This window comes from Neisseria wadsworthii 9715 (genome assembly GCF_000227765.1).
GTDB lineage: Bacteria > Pseudomonadota > Gammaproteobacteria > Burkholderiales > Neisseriaceae > Neisseria > Neisseria wadsworthii.
Genome location: NZ_JH165159.1, coordinates 1,470,635 through 1,483,567 on the forward strand (window position 1 = coordinate 1,470,635; position 12,933 = coordinate 1,483,567).

General features: G+C 49.4%; 10 protein-coding genes. 5 read left to right on the top strand and 5 right to left on the bottom strand.

Annotated features, from left to right (window positions below):
- Positions 1–65: 65 nt before the first annotated feature.
- Both HMPREF9370_RS06710 and cysE read right to left on the bottom strand, forming a co-directional pair.
- Positions 66–2,048: a cation:proton antiporter domain-containing protein gene (locus HMPREF9370_RS06710; protein WP_009116650.1), complete on the bottom strand. Its 1,983-nt coding sequence runs from the start codon at positions 2,046–2,048 to the stop codon at positions 66–68.
- Positions 2,049–2,260: 212 nt separating this feature from the next.
- On the bottom strand, positions 2,261–3,052 hold the full coding sequence (gene cysE / locus HMPREF9370_RS06715) for a serine O-acetyltransferase (RefSeq protein WP_009116651.1): 792 nt from the start codon (positions 3,050–3,052) through the stop codon (positions 2,261–2,263).
- 155 nt (positions 3,053–3,207) lie between these two features.
- Between cysE and dapE the strand changes: the two genes are divergently transcribed.
- On the top strand, positions 3,208–4,341 hold the full coding sequence (gene dapE / locus HMPREF9370_RS06720; protein WP_040667011.1) for a succinyl-diaminopimelate desuccinylase: 1,134 nt from the start codon (positions 3,208–3,210) through the stop codon (positions 4,339–4,341).
- Between the two features lie 65 nt (positions 4,342–4,406).
- Here the strand turns inward: dapE and HMPREF9370_RS06725 are convergent, their stop codons facing one another.
- From HMPREF9370_RS06725 to ttcA, 3 genes are all read right to left on the bottom strand, one after another.
- Complete coding sequence (locus HMPREF9370_RS06725; protein WP_009116653.1) at positions 4,407–4,898, bottom strand: DUF456 domain-containing protein; 492 nt, start codon at positions 4,896–4,898, stop codon at positions 4,407–4,409.
- A 194-nt stretch (positions 4,899–5,092) separates the two neighbouring features.
- Positions 5,093–5,710 carry an RDD family protein gene (locus tag HMPREF9370_RS06730; protein ID WP_169311363.1) on the bottom strand — a complete coding sequence of 206 codons (618 nt, stop codon included), beginning with the start codon at positions 5,708–5,710 and terminating at the stop codon, positions 5,093–5,095.
- Positions 5,711–5,871: 161 nt separating this feature from the next.
- Complete coding sequence (gene ttcA, locus HMPREF9370_RS06735) at positions 5,872–6,822, bottom strand: tRNA 2-thiocytidine(32) synthetase TtcA (protein WP_040667013.1); 951 nt, start codon at positions 6,820–6,822, stop codon at positions 5,872–5,874.
- Positions 6,823–6,981: 159 nt separating this feature from the next.
- Here ttcA and HMPREF9370_RS06740 point away from each other — a divergent pair, with 159 nt between their 5' ends.
- The 4 genes from HMPREF9370_RS06740 to HMPREF9370_RS06755 all read left to right on the top strand — a co-directional run.
- Complete coding sequence (locus HMPREF9370_RS06740; RefSeq protein WP_009116656.1) at positions 6,982–8,235, top strand: lipoprotein-releasing ABC transporter permease subunit; 1,254 nt, start codon at positions 6,982–6,984, stop codon at positions 8,233–8,235.
- The gene (gene lolD, locus HMPREF9370_RS06745; protein WP_009116657.1) at positions 8,228–8,908 is read left to right on the top strand and encodes a lipoprotein-releasing ABC transporter ATP-binding protein LolD; all 681 of its coding nucleotides are present in this window, start codon (positions 8,228–8,230) and stop codon (positions 8,906–8,908) included. The genes HMPREF9370_RS06740 and lolD overlap by 8 nt, the downstream gene beginning before the upstream one ends.
- A gap of 189 nt (positions 8,909–9,097) precedes the next feature.
- Entirely contained in the window at positions 9,098–11,935 is a 2,838-nt protein-coding gene (uvrA, locus tag HMPREF9370_RS06750) for an excinuclease ABC subunit UvrA (protein WP_009116658.1), read from the top strand.
- Positions 11,936–11,939: 4 nt separating this feature from the next.
- Positions 11,940–12,933: AIPR family protein (locus tag HMPREF9370_RS06755; protein ID WP_009116659.1), on the top strand; the 994-nt coding region annotated here is incomplete at its 3' end.

The following is a 12,933-nucleotide window of genomic DNA, read 5'->3' on the forward strand; positions in this document are numbered from 1 at the left end:
GTGTTCGCTGTGAGAACGTGATTAAACCAAATTCTGGCTTTCTGTGCAAGCTCTTTTTGGTTAAATTATTCGCTTCCTTGTAAGGACCAGTTTTCAAAAGAAATTATTTTTTCTTTTTTGCCGATGATAATCAGAATGTCGTTAGGTTCGAGAGCAAAATCAGGAGAAAAATCGCGGATTTGGCTGGTTTGCCGGCGAACGGCAGCGAGTTGGACTTCGGTTTCGTTTAGAGGAAGCTCCTTGATTGTTTTACCTACGGCATAAGCTTCTTGGGGCAAAGCGAAAGCATAGCGGTTTACGCTGTTGTTTTCATGATAAAAGCCTTCGTCGTCATCTGAGCCACTGATCAATCCCTCTAAAATTTGGTAGCGGTTGCGTCTTAAATCGGAAATGATTTGGTGCACGCGCTGGTAGGAAAGTCCGCTATTAATCATGCCGAAAGAGGCTAGGGCAAGGCTGGCTTCTTTGGTATCTGAGATAACTTCTTCAGCGCCTAAATCGGTAAATTTGGCGATGTAGTCGTCGGTGACAGCGCGTACATGAACGGGCATGGTCGGGTGTAAATGCATGATGCTGTCAAGAATGTGCTCTGTTTCGTGCATATTGTTAAGCGTGATGATAACTGCTTGCGCACGGGAGAGGCCGGCTGCTTCGAGAATTTCTTTGCGTTTTGCATCACCAAAAGAAACGGGTTCTCCGATACCGCGCGCAACTTGAACCCGTTCTGCATCCAAATCCAAGGCGTAATAGGGGATATCTTGTGCGGCGAGGATTCTACCTATGTTTTGGCCGCCACGCCCAAAACCGATTAGTAGAATGTGATCGGATTTGCTCATGGTATCAATCAGCATTTTTTGCAGATCGGCTGCCTGTATGTCCCAATTGGGTTTAATCAATTTATTAATCGCTTTGTCGCTGCTGTTGAGAATGAACGGGGCGGCAATCATAGAAAGTAGAATGGCTGCTGTGGCCGCTTGCTCAAGATTGTCGGATATGAGGGCTAAATTGCCGCTTACAGCGAGGATAACGAAACCGAACTCACCGCCTTGAGCCAGATAAAGCGCGGCTTTCAGGCTTTCAGCACCTGTATGTTTCATGCGCCAGGCAATCAGGAAAACGATAAGGGCTTTTAACGGGATAATGATAGCAAGCAGAATCATGACTAAAGGCCAATTTTCCACTAGAACGCTTAGGTTCAGTTTCATACCCACTGTGATGAAAAAGAAACCGAGCAAAATGTCGCGAAAGGGGCGGATATCGTCTTCCACTTGGAAGCGGTATTCGGTTTCTGAAAGCAACATGCCGGCTACGAATGCGCCCAGTGCCAAAGAGAGGCCTTCCAGTTCGGTAAGATAGGAGATGCCCAGCGTGACCAATAAAACATTAATCATGAAAAGTTCGGACGACTTGGCTTTTGCCACCAAGCGGAACCATGGCGTCATCACGCGGCTGCCGATGACAAATAATACGCAAAGCGTCAGCACCATTTTTACGGCGGCTAACGCAAGCTCCCACCACAAGTTGCCGCTATCGCCACCTGCTAGAGCGGGCAAAAGAATCATGAGCGGAACCACGGCGATATCCTGCATCAGTAACACACCCATCGCCATTTGGCCGTGCTGTTGGCCTAATTCGGTTTTTTCCGAAAGAATGCGGCTGACAATGGCGGTGGATGACATGACCAGAGCGCCCGCAACAGCGAAGGCCGGAGTAAACGGAGTGTTTTGACTGATGATTAAGATGCCTAACACGGCGGCAAGCGTGATGCCGATTTGTAAACCGCCCAAGCCAAACACCAAGCGCCGCATGGAATTCAGCTTGGAAAGCGAAAACTCCAAACCGATGCTGAACATCAGAAATACGATGCCGATTTCGCCCAAGTAGTCGGTGGCGCTGCCTTGTGGGATTAAGCGCAATACACCAGGCCCGGCGATAAAGCCGACAAGTAGGTAGCCCAGCATAGAAGGGATATGGAAGCGGCGGCAGATAATAACTGCGATAACGGCAACGAGTAAGACGATAACAACGGGCGCGAGGGAGAAATGCACAGGATAGCTCCACAGATAGCGGGTTTAAGAGAGATGGCCGGTGGATTTTGTTTGAATTTATTAAACGATACCATTATGCCTGTCTGAAAAGTTCAGACAGGCATAATTATACTATGGAATAAATAAGGGCAAACCTAGTTTGCAATCCGTTATGGCTGTTTCAGACAGGCATTGTTCTCAAGACATGAATGCCTGTCTGAAAAACTAAAAACTTAAATCGAATAGAAAAACGCAATATTTTGATCCATGTCGGCAGCCGGCATGTTTTTGGCTTTTCCTACTGCTTTAGCGGGAACGCCCACAACCGTAGTGTGTGGTTCTACGTCGCTGACCACCACACTGCCTGCACCGATTTTAGCGCATTCGCCGATGCGGATATTACCTAGCACCGAAGCATTGGCACCGATCATTACGCCGTCTCCCACTTTCGGGTGGCGGTCGCCGCTTTCTTTGCCTGAACCGCCGAGGGTAACACCATGCAGAATGGAGATATCGTTGCCCAAAACGGCGGTTTCACCTACCACTACGCCGGTACCGTGGTCAATCATAATGCCGCTGCCGAAACGTGCCGCGGGATGAATGTCGACGCCGAACACTTCTGACGAACGGTTTTGCAGAAAATAGGCCAAAGTCTGACGGCCGTTTTGCCACAGCCAATTATTGATACGGTGCGCCTGAATGGCGTGAAAACCTTTGAAATAAAGCAGCGGCAAGCAGTATTGATCGCACGCAGGGTCGCGCTCGTAATAAGCTTTGATGTCGGCTTGCATGGCTTTTGAAATGGACGGGTCGGCTTCTAAGGCGTGCAGATAGATTTCAAACAAGGCGCGCGCGTCCATCGTGGTGCTGGAAAGTTTGCTGGATAAATGAAATGCCAATACGCGGTCGAGGCAGCCGTGGCGCAGTACGGTTAAATGCAGAAAGCTGGCCAGCATAGGCTCTTCGGCAGCGGCTCTTGCGGTTTCTTCTCTGATGGTGTTCCAAATAAATTTTTTGTTTTCCATTTTTCAGACAGGCCTTTGTAGAATTTTCGGGTAAGGTGATTGTAACGGAATGAGTTTTTTTGACAAGTTTTGTGATTCGGCGTGAAGCGGCGGTATGCCTGTCTGAAACAAAGCTGATACAATCTCCAACTTCATTTCGACAACCGGAAACTGCGATGACTGAAACCGCTACTTTAGAATTAGCCAAAGCGCTGATTGCCCAAGCATCCGTAACGCCTGACGATAAAAACTGCCAAGCCATCTTGGCCGGGCGGCTTGAAGCAATGGGTTTTACAGTGGAAACCATGAATTTTGGCGACACAAAAAATTTTTGGGCGCGCAAAGGTAACGCGGCGCCGGTCGTCTGCTTTGCCGGCCATACAGACGTAGTGCCTTCAGGGCCAGAGGAAAAATGGGATTCGCCGCCTTTTTTGCCCACTGAGCGGGAAGGGTGCTTATATGGCCGGGGCGCGGCGGATATGAAAACCAGCATCGCGGCTTTTGTGACCGCGTGCGAGCGCTTTGTGGCGGCGAATCCGGAGCACAAAGGCAGCATTGCTTTTTTGATTACTTCCGATGAAGAAGGCGATGCGTATGACGGCACGGTCAAAGTGGTTGAAGCGCTGCACAAGCGCGGCGAAGGAATTGATTATTGCATTGTGGGCGAGCCGACAGCGGTAAACCGCGTGGGCGACACCATTAAAAACGGCCGCCGCGGTTCACTCTCGGGCAACCTTACCGTTAAAGGCAAACAAGGGCACATCGCTTACCCGCATTTGGCGATAAACCCTGTGCATACGGTGGCGCCTGCGTTGCTGGAATTAACTTCTGAAGAATGGGATGAGGGCAATGATTATTTTCCGCCAACCGGTTTTCAGATTTCTAATATCAACGGCGGCACGGGTGCAACCAATGTGATTCCGGGCGTATTGAACATCAAATTCAATTTCCGCTTTTCCACCGAATCGACAGAGGCAGGTTTGAAAGAGCGGGTGCATGCGATTTTGGATAAACACGGCGTGGATTACGATTTGGAATGGTCGTGCTCCGGCCAGCCTTTCCTTACCGAAGCCGGGCGGCTCACGCAGGTGGCTCAGGCCGCGGCAGCCGAAGTGTGCGGCATCCAAACCGAACTTTCCACCAGCGGCGGCACGTCTGACGGCCGTTTCATTAAAGCCGTTGCAAAAGAATTGATTGAATTGGGGCCCTCCAACGCCAGTATTCATCAGATTAACGAACATGTGCTTTTAGAAGACATTCCCAAACTTTCCGCTGTTTACGAATACATGCTGGCCGAGTTGCTCAAATAAACACAATGCCTGTCTGAAAGCGAATTATCTTTTCAGACAGGCATTGTGTTATGAAATTTGAAAGCTTAATTAAACAAGCTGAAAATCCATACGACAGCCAAAGTGATCACAATAGCGGCGGCACAGCCCACTTTTGCCACCACGCCGAGTATGAAACCGATAAATGTGCCGATGCTCACTTTTCCTGCCGACCACACATCTTTTCTGGCAATGATTTCACCCGTTGCCGCACCGATAATAGGGCCGATTAATAAGCCGGGAATGCTGAAAAATGCGCCGACCACACCGCCGATAAACGAGCCCCAGATGGCTTGTTTGCTGGCACCGGTAAATTTTGCGCCCAGCATACCGGCTACGTAATCGGTGGCGGTGCCGATGGCTGCGAACACACCTAAAGCAATCAAAGTATTGGTGCCGATAATCTGGTAATCGCCTGCATAAGCCAGTAGCCACGCTCCGCCAAACATCAAACCTAAGCCGGGAATGGCCGGATAAATCGTTCCGAGTAGGCCGATAACAAGGCAGATTAAGCCGCAAAGAATAAGGATAGTAGTCATGAGTATTCCGGATTTTAGGTGAACTGATAGTGCCTGTCTGAAACAAACAGGGTGTTAGGCTGTTGCGGATTGGATTATAAAAGGCTTGCTATGATGAGATAAGTCTAATTTTCGTGGTTTTACGAAAGAGTTAAATCAGGTCAGTTACGCGATAAACAATGCCTGTCTGAATGTTTTCAGACAGGCATTGTTGCTTAATCAGGCAATTTCACCACAACCGTATCGGCAACGTAATCCTGTAAAGTGCGGCGGTCGCGTTTTACATTAAAAAGCATAACCAAACAAATTAAATTAGGCAGCCAGCTGATGAGGTTGGAGAGCACTTCAAGTGCAGTTTCGGAAACCAACGCGCTGACAATCATCACAAGCAAAGCCACAATAATGCTCACAGCAATGTTGTAAACCACTTCACGCAGCAATACCGTGCCGAGAAAGCCGGCTTCATCACCGTTAGACTTAATCACTTTGATTTTAAGCAGGCGTTTCCCCAGAGACTGGCCGTGCTTGCTCATGATAACAATCTGCCAAATGCCGTAAACCAAATAAACTAAAATGCTCAACAAAAATACGGGGTGGGCAAATACGCTGCTCAAAGCAGAAAAAACAGCTTCCGGGTTATTCTCATTAATGCCTTTGAACTGTTCTGAGTTTTTGATAATCAGCACAACCATCGTTGCAAACAAAGGAATCAAGGCGATGATGGAAAACAGAATATTCAATGCGCAAGCGCCGATTCGCAAACCGGGCGGCGCGATTTTCACTTCAATTTGATTGTCTTCAGGAAGCGGGAGGCTGTTTAAATTATTCATCATAATCATCCTTATGGAAAACAGAGTGTGTCGGTATAACCGAAAACTGAACAGTCAACAGTAAGGCAGCGCTACGCAGATGATATAGACAATACAGTGCCGCAGGATATTCAGTTTCGGCTTGCTTCAAATTTGCCAACAACCGCAAACATACTTCATCAAACTTAACATTTAGGCTTGCTGGCCAGTATATTAATCACTTTTCGGGTTTGCGTCGCCTCAATTTTGATGGCGTTGCCGTATTCATCAGAATGCCTGTCTGAAAAGTGCTGCGGCATGGCTTCTTTATCGAAAGCCGTGTCACCACCGTGTTTCAAAACCTGCCCGCGCTCCAAACCGGCAAAATCAAACAAGGCCGTATCGGCCAGATGCGAGGGCACAACATTTTGCAGGGCGGAAAACATGGATTCGATGCGGCCCGGGAAGCGTTTGTCCCAATCTTGCAGCATTTCCTTAATCACCTGGCGTTGCAAATTGGGCTGTGAGCCGCATAGATTGCACGGAATAATCGGAAATTGTTTTAGCTCGGCATAGCGCGCTAAATCTTTTTCTTTCACATAAGCAAGCGGGCGGATAACGATGTGTTCGCCGTTGTCGCTCACCAGTTTGGGCGGCATGGCTTTAAGCTTGCCGCCGTAAAACATATTCAAAAACAGCGTTTCCAGAATATCGTTGCAGTGGTGGCCGAGTGCGATTTTGGTGCAGCCCAATTCTTTGGCCACGCGGTACAGCACGCCGCGGCGCAAACGGCTGCACAGCGAACAGGTGGTTTTGCCCTCTTCAATCACGCGCTTGACCACGGAATAAGTGTCTTCTTCGATGATTTTATACGGCACGCCGATGCTTTCGAGGTATTCGGGCAAAACGTGTTCGGGAAAGCCGGGCTGCTTTTGGTCGAGGTTGACGGCAATCAATTCGAAATCGACCGGCGCGCTGGCCTGCAACTGGCGCAGAATATCCAGCAGGGCGTAGCTATCTTTACCGCCGGAAAGGCAGACCATGATTTTGTCGCCGTGTTCAATCATATTGAAATCATTAATGGCGTCGCCCACGGCATGGCGCAGGCGTTTGTTTAATTTATTGTTTTCAAGCTCGTGTTTGGGTTTTCTAGACATGGAAGCGTGTTTGAAGTTCATTTGAATCAAGGGCGGAATTATACCTGAATCGGCTCCCGAAGCGCAGATTTACTTGTTTCAGACAGGCTTAAACCGATTTAACCCGATTTACGGTACAATGCGCGTTTATTTTCAGCTGAAGGAAGGCGGCCCCTGCAAATGGCTTCTTTAGAAACTTGGATTGGTTTGCGCTATCTGCGTGCGAAAAAACGCAACGGATTCATGTCTTTTATCACTTTAATTTCCATTTTGGGCATCGCGCTGGGCGTGGCGGCGCTGATTATCGTGTTGTCGGTGATGGCCGGGTTTCAAAAAGACATCCGCGGCGCGCTGCTGAATGTGGCGCCGCATGCGGAAATCGGCTATTTCGAAATGGGCAACGGCGAGAATTGGCAGGATTTGCGCCGGTATGTGCAGGGCAAAAAAGAAGTGTTGGCCAGCGCGCCTTATATTGCGGATCAGGCCTTGCTGGCCAATTCGGGCGAAGTGCGCGGCGTGCAGATACGCGGCATCCTGCCCGAAGAAGAAAAGAAAGTGGTGGATTACGGCGATAAAATGACCAGCGGCAGCTTCAACGACCTGCACGCGGGCGAATTCGACATTATTTTGGGTGAAGGCTTGGCCGAAGCGCTTGGCGCGGAAAAGGGCGGCAAAGTAACCGTGATCACACCTGAGGGCAATGTAACGCCCGCAGGCGTGGTGCCGCGCCTGAAGCAGTTTAATGTGGCGGGCATTGTGAAAACGGGCGTTTACGAAGTGGATAATTCGCTTGCGCTTACCCATCTGACCGATGCGCAAACGCTTTACCGTTTGGGTGAAGACGGTGTGAGCGGTTTGCGGCTGAAACTTGCCGAGCCGCAAAACGCCCCCGAGTTTACCCAAAACCTGATTCCCGCCGCTGAACAGCATAAAGTGTGGGTGCGCGACTGGACGTTTGCCAACCGCAGCTATTTTGAAGCGGTTGAATTGGAAAAGCGCATGATGTTCATCATCCTCACGCTGATTATCGCCGTGGCGGCCTTTAATCTGGTATCGTCGCTGGTTATGGCGGTAACGGAAAAGCAGGCCGATATTGCCATTTTGCGTACCTTAGGCTTATCGCCTGGCAGCGTGATGAAGATTTTTATGGTGCAGGGCGCGTTTGCCGGATTTTTCGGCACTTTGGTCGGTGTGATAGTCGGTGTACTGCTCGGCTTGAACGTGGGCAAAATCATTGCTTCTTTTGAAGGCTTGATGGGTAAAAAGTTGGTTAATCCGCAGTTTTATTTTATCGATTATGTGCCCAGCGATGTGAACCCGCACGACGTGGCCGTGATTGCCGCTATTTCGTTAACTTTGGCGTTTATTGCTACGCTTTACCCGAGCTGGCGCGCCGCGAAAACCCAACCTGCGGAGGCTTTGCGCTATGAATAATGTGGTTTTGAGCTGCCAAAACGTCAGCAAAAGCTATAACGACGGTGCGTTGAGGGTGCAGGTGCTGCAAGGTTTGAATTTTCAGGTTCGGGAAGGCCAGAGCGTGAGCATTATCGGCGCTTCCGGCAGCGGCAAATCTACTTTGCTGCATATCCTCGGCGGCCTGGATATGCCCAGTTCGGGAAAAATAGAGCTGATGGGCAATGATTTGGGCGCGTTAAACCAAAAACAATTGGGTTTGCTGCGCAACCAATATTTGGGTTTCGTTTACCAATTCCATCATCTGCTGCCTGAGTTCTCCGCACTCGAAAACGTGATGATGCCACTTTTAATCGGCAAAAAGCCCAAAGCCGAAGCTGAAAATCAAGCTGCAGCCATGTTGGAACGGGTAGGCTTAAAAGCGCGTATGCAACACCGCCCGAGCGAGCTTTCCGGCGGCGAACGCCAGCGTGCCGCCATCGCCCGCGCACTGGTTACACGCCCAAAATGCCTGCTGGCCGACGAACCTACCGGCAACCTTGACCGCAAAAACGCGCAAAACGTGCTGGATATGATGATAGATTTGAAACGTGAGCTGGGCACCAGCCTAGTGGTGGTTACGCATGACGACGAATTGGCCGGCCGCTTCGACCGCGTGATGATGATGCAGGAAGGCACGCTGATTGATAAATAATGCCTGTCTGAAAAAATGCCTGTCTGAATATTTTTCAGACAGGCATTGTGTTTTTCTAGCTTAGCTTAGCCAACGCTGAAACCCGACAAATTTTTCAGTGGCCATCGCTTTTGTTTTGCATAAAAACTATCTCTTTCATAACGATACACGTTAAAATAAGCGGTTTTCTATATATTTCAGACAGGCATCATGAGCAAGCAAGACAACGACACCATCCGCATCCGCGGCGCACGCACCCATAATCTGAAAAACGTCGATCTCGACATCCCCCGCCACAAGCTCGTGGTGGTAACGGGTTTGTCGGGCAGCGGCAAATCCTCGCTCGCGTTCGACACGCTCTATGCCGAAGGCCAGCGCCGTTATGTGGAAAGCCTTTCCGCCTATGCGCGCCAGTTTTTGCAGATGATGGATAAGCCCGATGTCGATTTGATCGAAGGCTTGTCGCCGGCAATTTCGATCGAACAAAAGTCCACCAGCCACAATCCGCGCTCCACCGTCGGCACCGTTACCGAAATCCACGATTATCTGCGCCTCTTGTATGCCCGCGTCGGCACGCCGCATTGCCCCGAACACGATTTGCCCTTGAGCAGCCAAACCGTGTCGCAAATGGTGGATGCCGTCTTAAAACTGCCTGAAGACACCCGCGTGATGATCCTCGCCCCCGCCGTGCGCGAACGCAAAGGCGAGTTTGTCGATTTCTTTGCCGACTTGCAGGCGCAAGGCTTTGCCCGCGTGCGCGTGGACGGCGAAGTCTATCAACTCGACGAAGTGCCCAAGCTCGAAAAAAACATCAAGCACAATATCGACGTAGTCATCGACCGCGTGAAAGTAAAAGCCGACATCAAGCAGCGGCTGGCCGAAAGTTTTGAAACCGCCCTGCGCCACGGCGGCGAACGCGCGCTGGCAATGGAAATGGACAGCGGCGAAGAGCATTGGTTTTCCTCGCAATTCGCCTGCCCCGTGTGCTCATACAGCCTGCCCGAACTCGAACCGCGCCTGTTTTCCTTCAACAACCCCGTCGGCGCCTGCCCCACTTGCGACGGCTTGGGCAGCATGAATTTCTTCGACCCCGAACGCGTGGTCGCCCACCCCGAACTTTCCCTAGCCGCCGGTGCGATTAAAGGCTGGGACAAACGCAACCAATTCTATTTCCAAATGATTCAATCGCTGGCGCGGCATTATCAATTCGATGTCGATACCCCGTTTGAAGGGCTACCTGAAAACATCCGCAAAATCGTGCTGCACGGCTCCGGCAAAGAAGTAATTGATTTCACCTACCTTTCCGAACGCGGCACTACCTTCAACCGCAGCCACGCCTTTGAAGGCATTATTCCCAACCTCGAACGCCGCTACCGCGAAACCGATTCGCCCACCGTGCGCGAACAGCTTGCCGAATACCAAAGCCACCGCGCCTGCCCAAGCTGCGGCGGCGCACGTTTACGCAAAGAAGCGCGTTATGTTTATGTAGGCAAACAGCCGCTGCACGAAATTTCCGCATGGCCGCTCACCCAAACGCATCAGTTCTTTGAAACCCTCGATTTGGAAGGCAACAAAAAACACATCGCCGAAAAAATCCTCAAAGAAATCACCGAGCGCTTGGGCTTTCTGATTAATGTCGGCCTCGACTATCTGAACCTCAGCCGCAGCGCCGAAACCCTTTCCGGCGGCGAAGCCCAACGCATCCGCCTCGCCAGCCAAATCGGCAGCGGCCTCACCGGCGTGATGTACGTTTTGGACGAACCCTCCATCGGCCTGCACCAGCGCGACAACGACCGCCTGCTCGCCACCCTCAAACGCCTGCGCGACCTCGGCAACAGCGTCATCGTGGTCGAACACGACGAAGATGCCATCCGCGAAGCCGATTTTGTGATCGACATGGGGCCCGGCGCGGGCGAACACGGCGGCAACGTTATCATCGCCGACACCCCCAACAAAGTCGCCGCCCGCACAGATTCCGTTACCGGCCAATACCTCAGCGGCAAAAAAGCCATCGCCGTGCCGTCTGAAAGAACGCCCGTCAACCCCGAAAAAATGCTCGTCCTCAAAGGCGCACGCGGCAACAACCTCAAAAACGTTACCCTCGAACTGCCTTTGGGTTTGATTACCTGCATCACCGGCGTATCCGGCAGCGGCAAATCCACCCTGATTAACGACACGCTGGCCAAAATCACCGCCCGCGAACTCAACCGCGCCCACGAAGAACCCGCGCCCTACGACGACATCACCGGCCTCGAACACCTCGACAAAGTCATCAACGTCGACCAATCCCCCATCGGCCGCACGCCCCGTTCCAACCCCGCCACCTACACCGGCCTGTTTACCCCCATCCGCGAACTCTTCGCCGGCGTACCGCTTGCCCGCGAACGCGGCTACAACGTCGGCCGCTTCTCGTTCAACGTCAAAGGCGGCCGCTGCGAAGCCTGCCAAGGCGACGGCGTGATCAAAGTAGAAATGCACTTCCTGCCCGACGTTTACGTGCCCTGCGAAGTGTGCCACGGCAAACGCTACAACCGCGAAACCCTCGAAGTACAATACAAAGGCAAAAACATCAGCCAAGTGCTCGACATGACCGTAGAAGAAGCCCGCGAATTCTTCGATGCCGTGCCCACCGTATCCCGCAAACTGCAAACCCTGATGGACGTAGGCTTAGGCTACATCCGCCTCGGCCAATCCGCCACCACCCTCTCCGGCGGTGAAGCCCAACGCGTCAAACTCGCCCTCGAACTCTCCAAACGCGACACCGGCCGCACCCTCTACATCCTCGACGAACCCACCACTGGCCTGCACTTCGCCGACATAGCCTTGCTGCTGGAAGTAATAGGCCGTCTGAAAGGCAAAGGCAACTCGATTGTGATTATCGAGCATAATTTGGATGTGATTAAGACTGCGGATTATATTGTGGACTTGGGGCCGGAAGGCGGCGATGGCGGGGGGAGGATTATTGCTAAGGGTAGTCCGGAGGAAGTGGCTAAATTGGATAGAATTAGCCATACTGCTAAATATTTGAAAGTGGTAACAAAGGATTAAAATTATGATAAACGATACTATTTTAAAAAGTTATTTAAATAATTTTTCAGAAAATTTTAGTTGTACTACTGATGATGAATCACAACAATTTGAAAAATTTGTAAATTATATTGTGTTTTCAAGGCAGTATATTAATAAAATCACCCCTGAAGTAGTTGAATCAGTGTCTATAGGCGGTGGACAAGATGCGGGATTTGATGGTATTGGAATTATTGTTAATGGAACATTAATACAAAATGTTGAACAGTACGATTACTTCCTCAAAAATGGACATAGCTTGAACATTAGCTTTATATTTATTCAATCTAAAGCTAGGCCACACTTTAAAGCTAGTGAAGTTGGTAATTTCTATTTTGGAGTGTGTAATTTTTTCAATGAGAATAGTGATATAGAGGAGAATTCAACAATTAAAAAATTTAGAGAAATAAAGGAAAAGATTTATAATAATGCCTTGAATTTTGATGGAAACCCTAAGATTTATATGTATTATGCTACTGTTGGAGAGTGGAAAAGTCCTGCGGATATTATTGCTAGAGAAAAGAAATGTATTGAAGCTCTAAATAATAAAAAAATATTTAGCCAAGTTAATTGTCAATTTATAGATGCAGAAAAATTAAAAGTTTGGTTTCAGGAATTAAAAAGAAAAAATGTAAAACAAATTTTATTTAAAGATAAAGTGGCGCTTCCAGATATTTCTGATGTTAATCAATCATTTATAGGGAGCTTACCTATGGGTGAATTTATTACAATGATTACCGATTCAGATGGGAACCTACAGAAAACATTATTTGAAGATAACGTAAGACATTTTCAAGGAGGAAATAAAGTTAATAAAGAAATAGAAGCAACATTAAAAAATAAAGAACAAGATGCCCTGCCTATTTTTAATAATGGGATTACTATCATTACAAAAAAATTGGAACAAATTGGAAATAATCTCAAACTGACAGATTTTCAAATTGTTAATGGTTGTCAATCTGCACATATCTTTTTTAAAA

What these genes read in the sequence shown, in the direction of transcription:
- HMPREF9370_RS06740 (WP_009116656.1), top strand. Translation starts at nt 6,982, where the DNA reads ATGGCTTCTTTAGAAACTTGGATTGGTTTGCGCTATCTGCGTGCGAAA.
- HMPREF9370_RS06725 (WP_009116653.1), bottom strand. Translation starts at nt 4,898, where the DNA reads ATGACTACTATCCTTATTCTTTGCGGCTTAATCTGCCTTGTTATCGGC.
- lolD (WP_009116657.1), top strand. Translation starts at nt 8,228, where the DNA reads ATGAATAATGTGGTTTTGAGCTGCCAAAACGTCAGCAAAAGCTATAAC.
- HMPREF9370_RS06730 (WP_169311363.1), bottom strand. Translation starts at nt 5,710, where the DNA reads ATGATGAATAATTTAAACAGCCTCCCGCTTCCTGAAGACAATCAAATT.
- cysE (WP_009116651.1), bottom strand. Translation starts at nt 3,052, where the DNA reads ATGGAAAACAAAAAATTTATTTGGAACACCATCAGAGAAGAAACCGCA.
- ttcA (WP_040667013.1), bottom strand. Translation starts at nt 6,822, where the DNA reads ATGTCTAGAAAACCCAAACACGAGCTTGAAAACAATAAATTAAACAAA.
- uvrA (WP_009116658.1), top strand. Translation starts at nt 9,098, where the DNA reads ATGAGCAAGCAAGACAACGACACCATCCGCATCCGCGGCGCACGCACC.
- dapE (WP_040667011.1), top strand. Translation starts at nt 3,208, where the DNA reads ATGACTGAAACCGCTACTTTAGAATTAGCCAAAGCGCTGATTGCCCAA.